Origin of the sequence: uncultured Methanobrevibacter sp., assembly GCF_902774605.1 — an archaeon.
Taxonomy (GTDB): domain Archaea; phylum Methanobacteriota; class Methanobacteria; order Methanobacteriales; family Methanobacteriaceae; genus Methanocatella.
Window position 1 is genome coordinate 1 of record NZ_CACYJE010000001.1, and the last position, 18924, is coordinate 18924.

The 18924-nt window shown below is 40.9% G+C and carries 21 protein-coding genes; 9 read left to right on the plus strand and 12 right to left on the minus strand.

What is annotated here, in order from left to right:
- Positions 1 to 187, minus strand: a 187-nt coding sequence (locus tag QZU77_RS00005) for a hypothetical protein (protein ID WP_295598100.1), incomplete at its 3' end; no start/stop codon positions are given.
- A gap of 29 nt (positions 188 to 216) precedes the next feature.
- Here QZU77_RS00005 and QZU77_RS00010 point away from each other — a divergent pair.
- A complete protein-coding gene (locus tag QZU77_RS00010; protein WP_295598103.1) occupies positions 217 to 1176 on the plus strand; it encodes a hypothetical protein in 960 nt (319 codons plus the stop codon).
- Positions 1163 to 2014 (plus strand): hypothetical protein, encoded by an 852-nt coding sequence (locus tag QZU77_RS00015; RefSeq protein ID WP_295598105.1) that lies wholly within the window; start codon positions 1163 to 1165, stop codon positions 2012 to 2014. Before QZU77_RS00010 ends, QZU77_RS00015 begins: the two co-directional genes overlap by 14 nt.
- Here QZU77_RS00015 and QZU77_RS00020 read toward each other — a convergent pair whose 3' ends face one another.
- From QZU77_RS00020 to QZU77_RS00035, 4 genes are read right to left on the minus strand one after another with little or no spacing between them, the layout of a single operon-like run.
- Positions 2015 to 3280 carry a magnesium transporter gene (locus QZU77_RS00020; protein ID WP_295598108.1) on the minus strand — a complete coding sequence of 422 codons (1266 nt, stop codon included), beginning with the start codon at positions 3278 to 3280 and terminating at the stop codon, positions 2015 to 2017.
- Between the two features lie 38 nt (positions 3281 to 3318).
- A complete protein-coding gene (locus QZU77_RS00025; protein ID WP_295598111.1) occupies positions 3319 to 3918 on the minus strand; it encodes a potassium channel family protein in 600 nt (199 codons plus the stop codon).
- A gap of 11 nt (positions 3919 to 3929) precedes the next feature.
- Positions 3930 to 5003: a precorrin-3B C(17)-methyltransferase gene (gene cobJ, locus QZU77_RS00030; protein WP_295598114.1), complete on the minus strand. Its 1074-nt coding sequence runs from the start codon at positions 5001 to 5003 to the stop codon at positions 3930 to 3932.
- Positions 5004 to 5011: 8 nt separating this feature from the next.
- Complete coding sequence (locus tag QZU77_RS00035; RefSeq protein WP_295598117.1) at positions 5012 to 5509, minus strand: hypothetical protein; 498 nt, start codon at positions 5507 to 5509, stop codon at positions 5012 to 5014.
- 172 nt (positions 5510 to 5681) lie between these two features.
- On the opposite strand from QZU77_RS00035, the gene QZU77_RS00040 reads away from it, so the two are divergent.
- Together QZU77_RS00040 and QZU77_RS00045 are read left to right on the plus strand one after the other, a co-directional pair.
- Positions 5682 to 7484, plus strand: a complete 1803-nt coding sequence (locus QZU77_RS00040) for a DNA-directed DNA polymerase II small subunit (RefSeq protein ID WP_295598120.1) — start codon at positions 5682 to 5684, stop codon at positions 7482 to 7484.
- A 15-nt stretch (positions 7485 to 7499) separates the two neighbouring features.
- Complete coding sequence (locus QZU77_RS00045; protein ID WP_295598123.1) at positions 7500 to 8069, plus strand: class II aldolase/adducin family protein; 570 nt, start codon at positions 7500 to 7502, stop codon at positions 8067 to 8069.
- On the opposite strand, the gene QZU77_RS00050 is transcribed toward QZU77_RS00045, so the two are convergent.
- Positions 8066 to 8239 carry a Met repressor gene (locus QZU77_RS00050; RefSeq protein ID WP_295598126.1) on the minus strand — a complete coding sequence of 58 codons (174 nt, stop codon included), beginning with the start codon at positions 8237 to 8239 and terminating at the stop codon, positions 8066 to 8068. The genes QZU77_RS00045 and QZU77_RS00050 overlap by 4 nt on opposite strands.
- Before the next feature lie 147 nt (positions 8240 to 8386).
- Here QZU77_RS00050 and QZU77_RS00055 point away from each other — a divergent pair, with 147 nt between their 5' ends.
- Positions 8387 to 8635, plus strand: coding sequence for a UPF0147 family protein (locus tag QZU77_RS00055; protein ID WP_295598129.1), 249 nt, complete (start codon positions 8387 to 8389; stop codon positions 8633 to 8635).
- Between the two features lie 23 nt (positions 8636 to 8658).
- Here the strand turns inward: QZU77_RS00055 and QZU77_RS00060 are convergent, their stop codons facing one another.
- Together QZU77_RS00060 and QZU77_RS00065 are read right to left on the minus strand one after the other, a co-directional pair.
- A complete protein-coding gene (locus tag QZU77_RS00060) occupies positions 8659 to 9672 on the minus strand; it encodes a cobalt-precorrin 5A hydrolase (RefSeq protein ID WP_295598134.1) in 1014 nt (337 codons plus the stop codon).
- Entirely contained in the window at positions 9669 to 10706 is a 1038-nt protein-coding gene (locus QZU77_RS00065) for a cobalamin biosynthesis protein (RefSeq protein WP_295598137.1), read from the minus strand. Before QZU77_RS00065 ends, QZU77_RS00060 begins: the two co-directional genes overlap by 4 nt.
- A gap of 67 nt (positions 10707 to 10773) precedes the next feature.
- On the opposite strand from QZU77_RS00065, the gene QZU77_RS00070 reads away from it, so the two are divergent.
- Both QZU77_RS00070 and QZU77_RS00075 read left to right on the plus strand, forming a co-directional pair.
- Positions 10774 to 11256: a DUF2299 domain-containing protein gene (locus QZU77_RS00070; protein ID WP_295598140.1), complete on the plus strand. Its 483-nt coding sequence runs from the start codon at positions 10774 to 10776 to the stop codon at positions 11254 to 11256.
- Between the two features lie 664 nt (positions 11257 to 11920).
- A complete protein-coding gene (locus QZU77_RS00075; RefSeq protein WP_295598143.1) occupies positions 11921 to 13087 on the plus strand; it encodes an orc1/cdc6 family replication initiation protein in 1167 nt (388 codons plus the stop codon).
- Here QZU77_RS00075 and pyrB read toward each other — a convergent pair.
- From pyrB to hisG, 3 genes are read right to left on the minus strand one after another with little or no spacing between them, the layout of a single operon-like run.
- Positions 13080 to 14015: an aspartate carbamoyltransferase gene (pyrB, locus tag QZU77_RS00080; protein WP_295598146.1), complete on the minus strand. Its 936-nt coding sequence runs from the start codon at positions 14013 to 14015 to the stop codon at positions 13080 to 13082. The genes QZU77_RS00075 and pyrB overlap by 8 nt on opposite strands.
- Positions 14008 to 14505, minus strand: a complete 498-nt coding sequence (locus QZU77_RS00085; RefSeq protein WP_295598148.1) for a flavodoxin domain-containing protein — start codon at positions 14503 to 14505, stop codon at positions 14008 to 14010. Before QZU77_RS00085 ends, pyrB begins: the two co-directional genes overlap by 8 nt.
- Positions 14502 to 15362 carry an ATP phosphoribosyltransferase gene (gene hisG, locus QZU77_RS00090; RefSeq protein WP_295598319.1) on the minus strand — a complete coding sequence of 287 codons (861 nt, stop codon included), beginning with the start codon at positions 15360 to 15362 and terminating at the stop codon, positions 14502 to 14504. Before hisG ends, QZU77_RS00085 begins: the two co-directional genes overlap by 4 nt.
- 242 nt (positions 15363 to 15604) lie before the next feature.
- Here hisG and QZU77_RS00095 point away from each other — a divergent pair, with 242 nt between their 5' ends.
- Together QZU77_RS00095 and QZU77_RS00100 are read left to right on the plus strand one after the other, a co-directional pair.
- Positions 15605 to 15811 (plus strand): histone family protein, encoded by a 207-nt coding sequence (locus tag QZU77_RS00095; RefSeq protein ID WP_292801434.1) that lies wholly within the window; start codon positions 15605 to 15607, stop codon positions 15809 to 15811.
- A gap of 48 nt (positions 15812 to 15859) precedes the next feature.
- The gene (locus QZU77_RS00100; protein WP_295598152.1) at positions 15860 to 17161 is read left to right on the plus strand and encodes an amidohydrolase family protein; all 1302 of its coding nucleotides are present in this window, start codon (positions 15860 to 15862) and stop codon (positions 17159 to 17161) included.
- Here the strand turns inward: QZU77_RS00100 and tfrA are convergent.
- Positions 17154 to 18797, minus strand: a complete 1644-nt coding sequence (gene tfrA, locus QZU77_RS00105; RefSeq protein ID WP_295598155.1) for a fumarate reductase (CoM/CoB) subunit TfrA — start codon at positions 18795 to 18797, stop codon at positions 17154 to 17156. The two genes, QZU77_RS00100 and tfrA, sit on opposite strands and share 8 nt — an antisense overlap.
- Positions 18798 to 18924: the final 127 nt, after the last annotated feature.

The following is an 18924-nucleotide window of genomic DNA, read 5'->3' on the forward strand; positions in this document are numbered from 1 at the left end:
TTATATCGCAGAAAAATTCTAAAAATTCATGCCTCTTAAAAGTGCAATTCATCTCCGGCTTAAAGAAGCCGGAGAATTCTTGCACAATAATGTTAAATTTGTTAAATATTGCTCCCATGCCGTAACATATATAGTTTTGCCAAGTGCGCACCCGCACAAAATCACCGAGTCGCACTTCGACAATCAATTTATAAATCCGACTCCAAACTTTTAAAAATGAAAATCAGAAAACCAGATTCAAAAGGCAATATGATAGTGGGCACGACTGCAATTCTAATTGCGGCAGTTGTGCTGATGTGCATTGTCACCATGACGTCGCTAAATTACATTCAAAACCATAACATTGAATCACAATCCAATGACAACTTCAAGTACATCATTGATGACTATTCAAGTAATTTGGAGGTTCTTGGACGGGAATCGATTGCGGATGTGACGCAGAAGGTTTACAATGGCCTGCCCGTTCGGGACAGTGAAAGCGACATTAAGAAGAAACTGACCGACAAGCTCGAAAGCAAGAATGATGATTTCAAGGAGAAGTATGATGTTGACCTTTCAAGCGAGGTATTGTCTGTGGAAACCACGGATTCGCCTTGGGTAATATTGTTCAAGGTTCGCCTGGACGGTGTTAAGGACAATGAACGCTTTTCCCAGGTGATTGAAAGGAACGCTTCAGTCGAGGGATTGAGAGATCCGCTTCCGATTGCAAAATTGACGATTGCATCGGGAATCATGGCCTATGATGACAAGATCCACTACAAGACCGCATTGTCTGCGTATATGCTACTGCACAATTTCGACTCTCCGGAATCATACCTTGAAGCCACAGCGCCAATGACGATAAAGAAATGCCCATATGACCCTTATATCCATCATGGCGACCCAGGAGTCCTGGAGGATTGCCTGGATACTGGGTATTTCCATGAAAGCGCTGACGGAAGCTGCTACCTGTGCCGCCTTGAGGGTAAGGGAAAGTGTCCTCATTACGGTTTCGAGGTGTTCATCCAGACGCACACTCCTCTTGGAAACGAATCCCTGTCATGCTCTGACCATGTGGTGTTCGCTGACCATTACAACGGTCAAAAGATTAATCCGGATGATTGGGACAGTCTTATTCTTGACAGTTCACACAGAAAGAAATACGGGTTGAGTGATTATGGCAATGAGACTTATTGAAATTGGAGTAATGCTGATGGTGGTCCTTATGATTTTCGGCGTTGTCCTCTCGCATGTCGAGGATGCAACCGAGAAGGTTGTGAATGCTGAGAAGACCAATAACATGGAGAAGCTGACATCGGAAGTCATGGATAATTTAATCAACAATCCCGGCGAGCCTGAAAATTGGAACGAGTACAGGCAGGGCACACCCGGCCTTGCAATCATCAATGAGGCGGGATTGGTCATACCCAACAGTGTCTCGTATTCCAAGCTGATTGCATTGGGAAAGGACTATGACAAGCTTGTCCATGAGCAGATGTTCTCCTCGAAGATTCACTCATCCCTTGAGCTGAAGCCCCATGAGAGCAGCATTGCAAGTGTAAAACTCGGTGAGTATGGGGAGGGTGAGGATATGTATTCGCTTACAAGGCTTGTGAAATGCGACTTTTACAAGCATTATGTCCTTAAGGATTTCAGGAATGACGGCAAGTGCGATAAGAATCATCCTCAGGATGAAAGCAGCTGCGATTACTTTAAGGTGTTTCCGGGAAACCTCAGGAAATCAGATTATTATCTTCTTATAGATGACGGTGAAATGGAGGATCTGGAATACATTGTGGAAACCACAAGGATGGTTAAGGCCCCCTCCTGGCAAACGCCAACTTCCAGCAGGATTTACTTGAATGACATGGTCAATTTCTATGATGATGACCATGCGATAGTGTTCATTCACTTGAACCGGCCTGACGCCAAGGCGGTTCTTGTGTCCGTTCCGAAGGATTTCGATGAGGGGTTTCTGGAATACGATTACTTCAGGACGAATGAGTGCGAGCTAGTAATGACCGCTTGGCATTGACTAGATTAAAACGCCCAACAGGAGCAATGAGACGGATATCAATATCAGACTTGAAATCGAATCGGTGATGCTTGTTGAAATCGGAATTACAATATTGTCCGGGTCCATATTATTGTTATATGAAGTGATGGATACGTAATAGACGATTATGACCATTATTGCAACCAGTATCACGCCTGCTAAGGTGGATATTTCAAGGATCTTATCGAATCCGACGCCGACAACGCCTAAAGCGTATGATGACCCTTCAGCCAATAGTCCAATCATTGGGAATACGATGATTGCCAGTATGAAGCTTATGATGAAATTATGGATAGCTTCACCTTCAGGCTTATTAAATGGTTCGATTAAACCGGAATGAAGTCCTGATGATAATCTTGCACCAAGTATGCTTATAAGGCTTCCGCATTCACCGGAGAATAATGGCAGTAATGTGAGCAGGCTTGGATTGGTCAGTAAGGTTTCGACCGCTGAGTTCAGTATTCCTCCTGCTGCCCCTCCCAACAATGAGCATAAAAGCAGTACTGGTGTTGACTGCTTAAGGATAGTGTTGGTTTCATATGACAGCCTGTAGCAGTATATGAAGCTGACAATGACTGCAATCAGTATAACTACGAGTACGATGTCCTTAAAAATGTAATTGAAATTAATGGCTTGTAAAATAAACACTGAAGCGATAATGGCCGGCAATGTGAACAGGTCCCCGAATGCCGCTATGATTGGACTTGTAATGTTGTCAGGGTCCCATCCATGCTCGAAGCTCTTGAATGACACGAGCATTGTAATAGGAAGCATTATGAGATTTGAAATCACACCGGCGATTACGCTGATTAGAATAAAATCAATCAGGTCCATTGAAGGCTGTCTTAATAACAGGCACAGTACTTTAGCGATTATGGCCAAAAACAGGGACAGCACTAGTGTCAGTACAAATGATGAGAATATGTTATAGTTAACCTGTTCTGAAAACTCGAATTTAGGCGAGATTATACCTATGTGCAGGTTGGTGGATAGTCTTGAGGCGAATGACCCGAAAATGTTTCCCCTCATCCCAATGGCTCCTGGGATTATTACAAGCAGTCCTGGGAATGTCTCAAGGAAAAAGGTCATCTTTCCTAGAATAACTCCTGCGCATAAATCGCCGATAGCACAGATTAATAATGCTATGAGGCTTTCTTTTATGATGGATTTATGTTCGCTTACAAAATCAGGAAATGTTGAAATTACAGATAGTGGACTGCGAATCTTCTTCTGTTGGTCTTTCACACATATCACTACCCATAATCATTTTAAATCAACTCTCTCTAGTCTTCGTCTTCTAATTCTTCCGGAATGTCTTCAAGTGAGCAGGTTCCGGCGGCCAGTTTTTCAAGCAGGTCTGCGCCTTCGTCTGTTCCCTTCAAAATGAGTGTGTCATCGGCCAATAAGGTGGTGTACTTATCAGGTCCGTAAATCCAGGACACTCCTCTTCTAATAGCAATAACCCTCATTCCGGTACGGTTAACCAGCAGCAAGTCTCCGAGACTGTTGTTTGCAAGGTCTGAGTTTTCAGCGATTGTCACTCTGACAATACTTTTATCGGACTCTTCCATAACCATCTTGAACACTGGGTGTGGCTTGAACCCGGTTATTACTAGATCAGCTAAATCCTTCGCTGCATTCGCTATACTTTCTGCAGCTTCTGCAATTTCAAGTAATGCTGTTAGCTTCTCAGCATCTTCATATGATCTGGCGGCCACTAATGATTCTTTCTTTATCTCATAGTTCATTGCGTTGACTTCGTTTTCTAGCGCGATTACTTCTTCAGCTGCCGCTTTACTGTTGAATAATATAGCGGAATATGCTAAATCGACCATTAGTTCCGACATGTTTTTCATTTCTATTAAAAGATTTTTGATTGACAATTCAAACTCTCCTAAAGATCATTTGGATTAGTTTTTAATAAGCATGCTTTTCTAAGCTTCAATAAGGTTTTCTTCTTGGTTTTCAAGTCTTCGACATCCTCAATGATGTTTTCTATAGGTTCTCTCAAGTATTCGACTGTTTCCTTTTCATGCAGCCAGTGGCAGTTGGTGCAGTTCCAAACACCCTTACCCTTGATCCATTCCCCGCCGGTTGCTGAATCGCCGCATGGGTAGAATGGACAGTAGCAGAAGTCACAGTATTGACCGTCATAGTGGCATGGATAGAATTCACATTCACGGTTAGGCCCGTGGCCCACTTCTCCATTGAGGAATTTTTCATAATGATTTTGTGATAACGGATGGATCTTTGACCTGATAACGTATCCTCTTGGTGTTATTAGGTTGTCATCCTGAACATAGGTTAAATCGTTTCCGACAATCAGTGTGCATGACATGTTGACCATGTCCTCTGTCAAGTCCTTGGCCTTGACGATTGTTGATTTTGGAGGCTCATAGGTGCTGTCTACAATCCCTATTAATGCATCCTCGCCCTTAATTTGCAAAACGCACTCCATAAATCTTCTGAATGGTTCCTTTCGTGTCTTGCTGATTGGATTATATATTGCAACTATCATGTTGGATTCAAGCGCATACCTTAACTTCTTTTCTATTTCAGACATTGGAGTCAGGATGTTGCTTAGGCTGATTGCTGCAAAGTCATGCAGAGGTGCGCCCAGATGGCTGGATGCGTAATTGAGTGCTGACACTCCCGGATAAACCTTTATTTCAACGTCTTCATATTTGCTGACAATCTGATACAGTACATTTGCCATGCCAAAGACTCCCGGGTCTCCGGAACTGATCAATGATACGGTTTGGCCTTCAAGACTCCTTTCAATTGCAAACTCTGCACGGGCTATCTCATCGCCCATTCCTTTCTTGATGACTTCCTTATCCTGGATTAAATCCTCAATCTGGTTAATGTATTTCTTATAACCGATTATGACGTCGGACTCCTCTATGGCCTTTATAGCCCCCAGGGTCATGTTGTCTCTGTTTTGACCAATACCTATAACATTAATCATTTTTATCACTAGTAAAGCTTCAAGATTGAATTAATAGTCAGCGTATTCTCGTCAACCCGCAAGCCGTTCTCCTTGTATTCGGCCTGTGCGGTTGCAACCACCTTGTAGGATGGGTCTTGACTGATGACTATTTGTCCTGATGTTGAATTCGGTGAAGCGTAACCTAGCGCTTCGATGTTAACTGTTAAGTTCTTGTTGTCAGTGTCATCATAGGTTGTTATGTTCATTGAATCCACACCTACACCGTCAACCTTCGACAGGTCCTCCATTTTCAGTCCCACATCCTTCTTGTTGGTGATGTTTACAGGGGTAGGGTCCTTGATTAGAACCTCATTGACCTTTTCCGGACTGAAGATTGACTGTATTTTGGAAACCTGCATATCAATCAGGGCCTGTGGATTAGGAGCTTCTGCGGTTACAATAGTGTATGAACTGAAAAGTCCCAATTCAAAAAACACCAGGAATAACACTACAATTAAAACGATTCTAACTATCTTATTCGCCATTTTATCACAAACTCTTAATCTTAAAATTTAAAGATTATTATATTATGTTTAATTTTATGTTTAATATATAATAAATATAACTCAAATTTCGCATTTTTTACAGGTGCAGGTAAATATTGCAGCCACCAATTCTCAAAGTTTATTAACATAAAAGAATAAAATTTTTATCAATATGTCAACTAATAAAATTCTATTAAAATTTGCAAAAAAGGGAATTAACCTATCACCTGAAGCATATGATAAAGTTATTAATGCAGAAAATCCAGTTAATTTTGCATCTAACTTAATAGTTAAATTGAAAGGGGATAAATTCACATCCAAGGATCTGGTTTCAGTCAGCGGCGAAACCGTTGACGAGGTGCTTGGCGTTGAAAGCAAAACCCCTGATGATACTCAGAAAACCTTAAATGATGATAAACGGGAGCCTGTCATAAAGCAAGCGCCACAGGCTGAAAAGCCTAAGGCACCGCAATCAGCAGCCCTCAGCAAAACACCACAACAATCCCCAAGGGTTGAAAAGCCTAAATCACCGCAGGCATCAGCATTGGCTGGTGAAAAGCCGCCAGTCAAAAAGACACCTGAAAGGCCAAAGGTTGAAAAGAAAGCTGAAGAGCCTGTCAAGCCAACCTCCATCGATAACCTTAAAAAGGAAAGTGACGAGCCAGAGCACTACGTTAACGAGGCTATCCAGGAGGCTTCAGAAACAATCAAGGACACTAAAATCAAGTTCAAGAGAAACCAGCAAAAGACCAACGTCGAATATGATTTTGAAATCATACAGGACACAAGTAAGAAATCATACACCAGCGGGGAGCTTGAAAACCTCATTTCATACTTCAAGAGCCGATATGAAAAGCTGGCGAATATCCTATCCAAGAGGCCTGAACTCAGGAACTACACTAAAATCAATGATATCGATGATGGAATGGACAGCCTTAGCCTGATATTGATGGTTCGTGAGATAAGGACCAGTAAAAACGGTCATAAGATTGTTGAGTTCGAGGATGATACCGGCACCATTTCAATATTGTTCTCAAACAAGAACGAGGAACTTTTCCGTGAAGCCGAAAAGCTCGTGAGGGATGAGGTAGTTGGAGTCATCGCAAACAAGAGTGATGACCGCAACTTCGCATTCGGACAGGAAATCATCAACCCTGGGGTTTTAAGGGTTCCAGACAAGGAAATGGATTTCGGTATAGTTTTCCTTTCCGATGTTCACATTGGAAGCCTGACATTCCTTGAAGATGCGTTTCAAAGGTTCATCGACTGGATCAACTGTGAAGCGGGTGACGAGGAGCAGAGAAGAGTTGCTGAAGACGTGAAATACCTCATTATCGGAGGAGACATCGTGGATGGAATAGGCGTTTACCCGAACCAGGACAAGGAGCTCGCCATCAAGGACATCACAGAGCAGTACAATGAGGCTGCAAGGTTCCTTGGAAATATCAGAAGCGACATTAAAATCATTATTGCTCCTGGAAACCACGACGCTTCAAGAGTGGCTGAGCCTCAGCCTGCAGTGCCTGAAGAATACGCCAATGCGTTGTATGAGCTTGACAATGTTGAGTTCATATCCAATCCGGGTGTAGTGTCACTTGACGGCATAAAGGTTCTCATCTACCACGGGCGCAGTTTCGACGACATGGTCATGGCCGTCAAGGAATTCGAGTATGAGAAAAGCGATGCCATAATGGAGGAATTGTTATTGAAGAGGCATTTGGCACCATTATACGGGGAAAGAACCCCATTGGCATCAGAGCTTGAGGATTATCTAGTCATCGATGAGGTGCCTGACATTTTCCACACCGGACACATTCACATTAACAGCTACAGAAGATTCAAGGGCGTTCACCTGATCAACTCAGGTACTTTCCAGACCCAGACTGAGTTCCAGAAAATCTACAACATCAACCCGACACCGGCGGAAGTTCCAGTCATTCACAAGGGAAAGTATAGGCATTTCAAATTCTTATAAGAGAGGTTGTTTTTTATGAAAAAGAATATTGCAGAGATTATTAGCATTGCAAATGAGATTTACGATAAAGGACTGGTTTCAGGTAAGGCAGGAAACATCAGCGCAAGATTCGGGGATGTTGTTGCCATAACCCCAACCCTTAAGTCACTGTCAAACCTGCATGAAGAGGACATTGTCCTTGTTGACATGGAAGGTAACGTGCTGACCCATGGAAAGCCTTCAAGCGAAGTGAACATGCATTTGGGAATCTATAAAAAAAGGCCAGACGTCACCGCTATAGTGCATACCCATTCACCATACGCAACAGGATTTGCATTCTCAGACAAGAAGCTTAAAAGACTGGAGGGTTTCGGCGCTATCAAGACCCCTTATTTGCCGTCAATCGAGTATGAAAAGCCGGGGACTGATGAGCTTGCAAACAGTGCCAGCGAGGGCATTGGCGATGAGGATGTTCTGGTTTTAAAGAATCATGGTGTTATCTGCGTCAGTGATGATTTAAGGGAGGCGATGTTGTTAGCAGTTTTTGTTGAGGAAACCGCCAAAACTCAATTCATTACATTAATGTTAAATTCAGTTGAAGATTAGAAAGCATCTTCATCTGAACTTACATCAGTTTTGTTTCTGTTTTGCATTCCTTCTTCAATCATTTTGATGATTAATCCGGATAATGAAGTGTCTTCATCAATTGCAATTTTTTTCAATTCTTTTTTTAAATCTACTGGTAAATTTATTGTAGTTTTGCTTACGTCTGACATGTATAATAATTCATTTTTAGTTAATATATATTTTTCTAAATGAAATATATTTGAATAACCACAAACTATTTAAATTAAATAAATATAAACATTACTATTAATAGTTATTTTACTTATTTTTAAATATTTTATTTGGAGGGAGTATATATGAGCAATCAAGCAATCGATGAAGTATGTGAAATACTTGACTATATTTCAGATAACAACACTGTTCCTCGTAACATTAGAGAGGCTGCAAGTCAATCTAGTGACTTGTTAAAAGACGAAGAGCAAGATCAATCTGTTAAAATAAGTACCGTACTTGGAAAGTTAGATGAAATCAGTAACGATCCTAATATTCCAGTTCACGCTAGAACTTTAATTTGGGAAGTTCTATCAAAATTAGAAGCTATTTAAATTTAGCTTTTAAATTCCTTTTTTTATTTACCAACCGCAACCGAGACTGTCACACCGTCATATGAGGTTTTCTTGTAGATTAGTTTTGAGTCATATCCTGCCATTATCAGGGCTGACGGTTCGCACACGCCCCATATTCCGAATTTTGACATTACGAACTCTGATTTTTTAACATCACTTGAATGGAACAGTTTCAGCTTGTCAAGTTCAACGAATGATATCGGTATGTCAAGTCTGCTTGAAAGCTCAAGCATTCCGCCTTCATCCTTTTTTATTTCAGCCGATGCTAGCATGTTCACCCTTGAAACCGGTATTTTCAAGTCATCCAATGATTTTACAACGCCATCATATATTGCTTCACATTCCTTTCCTCGCCTGCAGCCCAGTCCGACAACAATCTTTCTCTCTTTCAGGGTCATTTCATGCTCATCCAATTGAACATGTATTTCATCCTTATCCATTTTTGATGAGTAGTATATTGAGACATTGATTTCAAGTGTATTGTTGTTGAGATAAGTGAAGAGGTAGTCGAAATTCCTGTTCGGATTTACTGTCAACTTTATTTCACCTCCTTCAAGTATGGCCTTGTTGAAGTGCAGTATCTCCTTTGGATTGTCGATTGACAGGTACAGGTCCTTTGCCATGACATCAATTCCCAGTTTGCTGTTCACATCAGTTGAAGTGGTTATCACGGGTGTTGCACCGATCAATTCTGCAACCTTTTTTGCCAATTTGTTGGCTCCTCCGAGATGGCCTGATAGTGTTGATATTGCGAAATTGCCGTTGTCGTCAATGTTTATGACTGCAGGGTCTGTGGCCTTTGATTCGACCAGCGGCGCAATGGATCTTATGAGTATTCCTGATGCCATAACCGCTATTATTGCATCATATTCTTCAAACAATACTGGAAAGTGTTTCTTGACGTTCTTGTGATAGAGGTCGCATCTGATTATTGTCGAATCCGAATCTAATTTTTCCTTTAGCTCAGCTGCCAATTCCTGACCCTTGTTTGATACTGTAATTATTGCAATCTTCATAATATCACATATAATATAATAAATAATAATATAATAATTATTGTAAATAATAATATTGTCATTTTAGACAAGTCAACAGCCTTTTGAATATCCTCGCCTGTGATGCTTTTGTTGTCATCGCCCAGGATATAAGTCTCCTTTTTTATGAGCTGAATGTTCAATGCCCCTGCTGTTGTTGCCATTGTGTAGCCTGAATTTGGTGATGGGCAGTTCCTGGCATCCCTCATCATGACTTTATAAGCGTTCTTACCATCCAAATTGAGGAGGTATGCTGATATGACAACGCATAATCCGCTGATTCTTGACGGAATGTAATTGAGGATGTCATCAATCTTTGCAGGCACATAGCCTATGTTTATGAGTTCATCTGTCTTATAGCCAAGCATTGCATCCATCGTGTTGGATATGCGGTAAAGCATCGGTATCATAAGCAGGAAATACAATGGGTCATTTACCGGACATTTCAATATCACCAGTGCGAATATGAAATAATAGAATATCGGAGCGACATATGAATCTGTTATGTTTTCAGTTAGGCTTTCAATCACAGCCGATACAATGAAGCTTTCAGTCAGCTCATCAGTGTTTCTGCTCACAAGGTATGACACCATCTCACGTGCCTTGTCAATGCTTTCATCAAGCGCATCCTTAACGTCAACTGCAGTGCTCAAAAGCATCTTGATTGAGAATGTTGATGACACGAGTATTGCAAATGCAACAAACCATAAGACCACATTGAATGAGCAAATCCGGTATATGACATACACTATTGTACTTGAAACGATGCACACTGCGATTACAACCATCAATCCTGGCAATCTGCTTTTAAACCTTATGAAAAGGTTCTTGAAAAAACCAATGATTGATCCGATGATGACAACAGGATGCACTCTTGCTGGAAGCTCACCGAATATAATGTCTATTACCAATGATGTTAGAAAAGCAATAATAATAAATAAAAATAAATTTAATGAAACAATATTGCTTGTTTTAACTAATATTATATCATTAAGTAAATAATTATATTCAATCATAGTTTATTATATATAATAAAAAAATAAATAATTTATTATTAAAAATTTTAAATAAAATGATGATATTATGATTGAAGAAGAAAAGATAAGACAATGGTTAACAGATGAGGATTTCCTGAGGGAAATGAAATATGATGAGAACGCTGATTTCCACTGTATCATTGAATTTCCTAAGGACAATATAATGGATGTTGTCAAGCCTACCGGCAAGGATTGCATTGTCATTGCATGTGCAACCCAGGTTGCTCCACAGCACTTGAGCCTCATGCAATCAAGCAGCAAGCAAACACAGAAGGATTTCATAATGCAATTGAATTTCGGACTGAACCAGTTCCTGGTTGATTATGAGCTTCAGGTTCAAAATGACATTCTTCAGCAATTCGTCGTCACCGATCAAATCTTTGAAGATGGCTTGACTAAAAACGAGTTTATAAGAACCCTCAAGAGAGTGTTCAAGGCAAAGCTGCATTGCATCTGGTTGATTGATGAGAAATTCGGCAATGTCACTGTGAATGTAACCCCTTCCAATCAGAACGACATGTTCATCTAGGAGAGGGAGAGGTGCATTGCAAGTGAAAACATTTTGAGGGTATATTAGGAATCGAGAGGTATATTTCAACTGTATTCAGTTGAAGTTCATCTCCCCTATTCTTTCTTGTTTTTTGATTCTGATTGATTCTATTGATTTTTTTACATTTGAAAATTATCTTTTTTCATGATGAGTGTGATTTTACACTTGAAATGCACGTCTTGTTTTTCGCCGGCCCCATGAAAAGTGTTACACTTGAAACACACCTCCCTCTCTCTTGCATGTGTCATGATGATTTTCGCTTGTCAACATATTTTTTCCATTTAGCCACATGTGACATGTTGTTTCAGCCTATGGGTTACACTTGAAATCCATATCTTATATTTGAAATAGTCCAATTTCATATTTATTTTCAAATCCAATTTAAATCATCTTATGATGATTCAACACTTATATAATTTGTTTTAACCAATAATAATGATTAATATTTATTTTCAATGGTTTTAAAATGTTTTAACCGGATTAATTTTTCACTCTCAAGGCAATTTTATTACTTTACATGATATAGGTAATAAAAAACTTTATTTAATAGCATTATTATAATATTAACACTGGAAATAATACTCATCTATTTTTTTCATTATTCTAATTGATTAACATTATAAATTTTTAAGGGAGATTCAACATGAGCAATATTTTTGAAGACGAACGACTATTCGCAAATCGTCGCAAAAACCATATATTTAAAGATAAAAAACCATTGGATCACCGGTTCCTGCCGGACAAGCTGGTTCATAGGGATGATCAAATAAGGAAAATAGCGAAATACTGGGTTGACGTATTGGATGATGTCACACCGTCAAACGTAACACTATACGGAAAAACAGGAACAGGAAAAACCGCAGCATCAAAATTCGCACGCGAACAACTCATAGAGGCTGCAAACAATGAAAACATTTTCATAAAGATAGAATACATCAGATGCACAGACTACACCACAGAATACCAGGTGATAGCCCAATTATGCAACAGGCTGGGCAGGGATGTTCCAAACCGTGGATGGACCAAGGCAGAAGTGGTCAAGGCATTCAGGGACCTTTTCAGAACCAATGCATTCGGAAAAAAACTGCACCTGATAGTCATACTAGATGAAATCGACATACTGCTGTCCAAGGATGGGGACGGAATACTCTACACATTAACAAGAACAGACAATGTTGCAGTACTGTCAATCAGTAATTACCTTGACTTTAAAAACCTGATCACTCCAAGGGTAACAAGCAGTCTCAACGACAAGGAAATAATATTCCCTCCTTACGGTGCAGGACAATTGTCAGACATACTCACCGAAAGGGCAATGTTGTCATTCCATGACGACATACTAAACGATGATGTAATACCGTTATGCTCAGCGATGGCCGCCAAGGAAGAAGGTGATGCAAGATACGCTCTAGACCTATTGAAAAACGCTGGTGAACTCGCATTCGATGAGAATTCAGAAAAAGTAACAAGCGAGCATGTCATAAGGGCTAAAGACAGGATTGAACACAATAAGATTACTGAAATAATCTCAACACTTCCTCTTCAGCAGCAAAGGGTTCTCGAAGCAATCCTATTGCTGACCAAGAAGGGCGATGAAATCACTTCAGGAAAACTCTATGAGGAATACACTGAAATATCCAAAAAGGATTCAGTCACCTATAGAAGAATATTCGACTTCATCAATGAACTGGAACTCTTGGGAATAATATCAACCAATACCATTTCACGCGGACGTGGAAGGGGAAGAACAAACATTATCAAATTGCAGTGCGATGAGCAATTGTTGGAAACAGCCTTATACTCTATTTAGGGTTGTTTTTAATCAATGTTTTTAAAATCGCCATTCTCACAGGCACCGCATTTGCAGCCTGTGTGAAGTACTTATTGTATTTGGTATCGTCAACATCACCATCTATCTCATCGATTCTAGGTAAAGGATGCATTACAATCAAATCCTTGCCTTCCAGCATTTTCCTGTTGATGATGTACGCTCCCTTGATTTGCAGATAATCGTTGATGTCAGCGAAACGCTCCTTTTGAATCCTTGTCACGTATAAAACGTTAACGTCATCGATAATGTCCTCGATATTGTCGACTTCCTCATATTCGATGCTGGTCTTGTCCAGGTCATGAAGAACCTCCTGCGGCATTCTCAGTTCAGGCGGTGAGACCAGGTAAATCTTAACGTTGTCGAACAGGCATAACGCATTTGAAAGCGAATGGACTGTACGGCCGAATTTCAAATCACCGATCAGGGCAATCTTCAAGCCATCGATTTGGCCGATCTCCTTCTTGATGGTGTAGAGGTCCAATAGTGTCTGTGTAGGGTGCTGGCCTGCACCGTCACCTGCATTGATGACCGGTACATCCACAATGTCTGAAATGAACTTTGACACTCCCTCAAGCTCATGCCTTATTACTAGAGCGTCACTGTAGCCCTCAAACATCTTTGCGGTGTCGGCGATGCTTTCTCCCTTGGACACTGAACTGGATCCGCTGCTTGTGAATCCTATGCATCCTCCGCTCAGGCGCTTCATTGCTGTTTCAAATGAAATTCTTGTCCTGGTGGATGGTTCGAAAAACATCAACCCAAGGATCTTGCCCTTCAATTCCTCTGAAATGTCTCTGGATTGTGCAATATCCTCCAGTTTTGATGCTTCATCAAGAATGTATTCGATGTCCTCTCTTTCAAAGTCCTTTATTGATATTATGTTTTTTAACCTGAAAATTTTAATCAACCCTTTTTTCAATCATCTTGTTAATGTCGTCTGCAAACCTGTCAATCTCATCAATGTTCAATGTTGGAAGATTCTCATTATTCTTTTTGTATTTACTAATTAATTTATTTGTTTTTTTCCTTTCAATATAGTTGCCGTAATCAGGATTCAATTCATAACCGAAATTCGAGTGAATGTATGATGAATCTAGAAGCTCTTCGGTGAATGCTTTTGAAAACCTGTCCCTATCCTCCTCACAGTTGACTATCAATCCCAACGGCCTTCCCTTCAATGTCTTCAGGTTGCTTGAAACGTACAGCTTAAAGCTGCCCTGCACCTTGCCGCCGATTGCTGATGCTGCGAGTATTATGAAATTGTATTTTAAAAGGCAATCCTTTTTAGCCATTTCAATCGGTATCAATTGGGTTTCGGCGTTGAGCTTGCCTTCAAGAATCTTGCAGGATTTCCTTGTTGATTCGTTGTTTGTAGTGTAGATTATTCCAATTCTCATATGATCCTTTCAATTGGAACTACTAGAATGTCCCTTGCACCGGCGTTTCTCAAGTCATTGACAAGCTCGAACACTTCCTTCTCATCAATGACCGCCTGCACTGCAACGGTCTTTTCATCAGATAAGACTTCTGATATTGTCAAACCGCCCATTGAAGGCATGACCTCCTTGACATTGTCCAGGTCAACCTCTGAAACGTTCATCATGATGAGTTTTTTGCGCTCAGCGTCAAGCACACCCTTGATGCTTGTGCTCACGGCCTCAATCAATTCCCTCTTTTCATTCAAGCTGTTGGGATTTGCTATCAGCTTGATGGTGCTGTCCAGTATGGTGTCTATTATCTCAAGATGATTCATCTTGAGTGTTGTTCCTGTGCTTGTTAGGTCTGTTATCAAATCGGCAATGCCGATGAACGGTGCAGCCTCTGTCGAACCGCTAAGCTTCACGATCTTCAAGTCCAATCCTTTCCCCTTCAGGTATTTCTCGGTCAGGACTGGAAACTCGGTTGCAACCTTCATGTCGCCGGTGATGTCGTCGATGGAATTTATGCTTGACTCCTCAGGCGCTGCTATAACAAGCCTTGTTTGGCCGAACCTCAAGTCAAGAAGCTCACTGACATCAGCCTCGTTTTCCTGAATCAGGTCAACGCCAGTGATTCCCATGTCAGCCACTCCGTCATTGACGAATTCCGGAATGTCTGATGCTCTTGCAAACATGACTTCAATGTCATCGTTGAAAGTCTTTGAAATCAATTTACGATTGTTCTTGTCAATCAATCCCAATCCTGCCTTTTCCAGGATGTTTATTGACGGTTCGCTTATTCTTCCCTTTGATGGAATTGCAATTTTAATCTTCATCATATCATAACTCGAATTTTTATTCTGATATTATATTGTTAAATAATTAATAAATACTTTTTTAAAGAGTAATAATTTTTAGTTCTTTTAATTTTATAGTTCTATAATTTCTTTATCCCATTTTTAAATAATAGCACAATTTTGCAAAATATTTAAATATAAAGATATCTTATATTGTTATTTAACTTATTATTAAATTGCCTAATAATAAGTTTTAACAAATTTTATGTGAGGTGAAAAACATGTCTGAAATACCAAAAGCTCCTGTCGCTAGAATCATCAAGGAATCTGGTGCAGAAAGAGTAAGTGAAGATGCAAAAGCTGAATTAGCTGCATACTTAGAAGAAGTTGCTCGTGATGTTGCTAAAGAAGCTAACAATGTTGCTAAAATCGCAAAACGTAAAACTGTTAAAGCAGAAGATATCAAATTAGCTATCAAAAACTTATAAATAGTTTTTAGCTAACTTTTTTTTTTATTTTTTTTTAAAGGTGTTATTATGAGCGATAATACTATACTTATCAAGAATGCAATAATTTTAAATCCAAATTTTGACAATAAAAAACAATCCTTATTAATCAAAGATGATTCAATCGCTGAAATCGCCGATGAAATAGATGAAAGCGGTGTAGGCAAAGTAATCGATGCGGAAGGCAAAATACTTCTTCCGGGACTAATAAACACTCATACTCATTTGTCAATGACATTGTTCAGGGGCCTTGCAGATGACTTGAGCCTCGACACTTGGCTCAACGATCACATATGGCCAATGGAAGCGAACCTCAACGGCGAATACTGCTACATAGGAGCGCTTTTGGGGGCTGTTGAGCTGATCAAGTCTGGAACAACCACATTCTCCGATATGTACTTCTACATGGAGGACGTTGCACGTGCAATCGAAGACGCCGGCATAAGGGCGGTGCTGTCATATGGAATGATAGACTTCGGCGACGCTGAAAGAAGGGAAAATGAACTCAATGAAAACCTGACATTATTCAAGAACTGCAATGGAATGGCTGACGGCAGGATAAAAGTCTTTTTAGGACCTCACTCACCATACACAGCATCCGAAGAGTTACTGGTTAGGACACGTGAACTGGCGGATGAATACGGTATGGGAATTCACATTCACGTTTCAGAAACACAAAAGGAAATCGATGATGTTTCAGCAGAAAAGGGCTTAAGGCCATTCGAATACCTTGAAAAAATAGGATTATTAGGTCCTGATGTTGTGGCCGCTCACAGCGTATGGCTGAGCGATGATGAAATCGACATAATCAAAAAGCATGACGTCAAGGTTTCACACAACCCATGCAGCAACATGAAGTTGGCATCCGGCGTTGCACCGGTCTCCAAGCTCATTGAAAATGGTGTCTGCGTTTCCATCGGAACAGACGGCGCATCCTCTAACAATAACTTGGACCTGATTGAGGAGTTGAAGACTGCAAGCCTGCTTCAGAAGGTAACCACTCTTGACCCTAAGGTATTGTCATCAGATGAGGCTATTGAAATGGCTACAATCAAGGGTGCTGAGGCTTTAGGTTGGGATTCAGAAATAGGTTCAATCGAGGTTGGCAAAAAGGCGGACATTATTCTGATAGACACTAACGCTGCCAACATGACTCCGGACAGTTCAAACATCACATCAAATATCATCTACTCCGCAAACGGATCAAACGTTGACACCACCATCTGCAACGGTAAGGTATTGATGGAGAATAAGAAGTTGACTGTTCTGGATGAGGATGAAATCTATGCCAAGGCCAGGCAGGCCATAAAAGAATTGAAAGAAGCTATCTAGCTTCAAATTCTATTTTTTCTTTATTCATCACTATACTCTTTTTCCATTCATCATTGCTTTCAGGAAAATCGCTTCTGTAGTGTGCTCCACGGCTTTCCCTACGCAATATTGCTGATTTGACTGACAATATGCATATGTCAACCATGTTAATGACTTCAAGAGCTGTGACAAGGTCGGTATTGTACTGTGTCTTGTCGCTGATGTCAAGGTCTTCAAGGTCCTTTTGCATGTCCAATAGTTCCTTCAATGCCTCGTTGAGGGTCTTTTCATCACGCACGATTGCGACTTTTTCCCACATCAGTTTCTTGATGTTGTTCTTGAATTCCTGCGGCTTGATGGAGCCTTTCTTGATCAGTGATTCTATTCTTGAGGCTTCCGCCTTCACTTGCTCATCATTTGTTTTAAGTTCACTGCCTTTGGCTGCCTGTGATGCGCTTACGCCTGCTATTTTTCCGAACACCTGTGTGTCGGCTAAGGCATTTCCTCCGAGACGGTTTGATCCGTGAACTCCTCCGCAGACTTCCCCCGCTCCGTAGAGGTTTTCAAGTGATGTTGATGCGTCAGGGTTTATCTTGACGCCTCCCATGAAATGGTGCGCTGTCGGTGCGACTTCTATCGGCTCGTGCTTGATGTCTACGCCGACGTTGTCGAACTGCAGAACCATGGTTTCAAGCTTCTCGTCGATGTAGTCGTCGTCAAGGTGTGAGATGTCAAGGTACACTCCGCCGTTCTCGGTTCCTCTGCCCTCGATGATTTCCTGGTATATTGAACGTGCCACGACGTCACGTGTTGCAAGCTCCATTTTCTCGGGAGCGTACTTGCTCATGAACCTTTCGCCCTCGCTGTTTATGAGCTTTCCTCCTTCGGCTCTCACGGCTTCGGTAACCAACACTCCCTTCTTGGATTCTGGCGCCACCATTCCTGTCGGGTGGAACTGTATCTGCTCCATGTCCACAAGGTTGGCTCCGGCACGGTATGCTATTGCAAAGCCGTCACCGTTTTTCTGGAAGGTGTTGGATGTTACAGGGTATAGTTGTCCGGCTCCTCCGCTTGCAAGTATGACTGATTTTGCCTTGAAGTATATGAGGCTTGAATCCTTGAGGTCAAGTCCGGTTGCGCCAATCACCTGGTTGTTGTCGGTGACAAGTGAGGTGACCATTACCTCTTCGATGCAGTCGATGCCCCTTTTGATGATTTCCTCTTTCAGGGCATTCAAAAGTTCCGCTCCGGTACGGTCTCCCTGGTAGCAGGTTCTCCTGTAGGTTTGTCCTCCGAACGGTCTTTGGTCTATTTCACCGGATTCCTGTCTGTCGAACAGTGCACCGTAGTTTTCAAGGTCTATTAGTCTTTTCGGTGATTCGTTGACGAGTATTTCAACAAGTTCCTTGTCGTTGAGGTAGCTTCCGCCCTTCATTGTGTCCTTGATGTGAGCTTCAATGGAGTCGTCCTTATCGACGGTTTTGAATACTGCATTGTATCCTCCTTCTGCCATTCCGGTACAGCCTGAACGGAATGACAGTCCTTTGGACACGATGGTTGCTTTCAGTCCTGCATCATCAACCTCAATGGCTGCTCTTGAACCTGCTCCTCCAGATCCGATGATTAATACATCTGTTGAGATAGTTTTTGTTTCCATTTCTATTACCCTGTAAAAAATTTTTTTTCAGTATTATTTCTATTTTTTATATTTAATAAGTTTCTTCAAAAATATTTATTAATTAAATTGAATTAATTTATAGTATTGAATGTATATTCCAAAATTC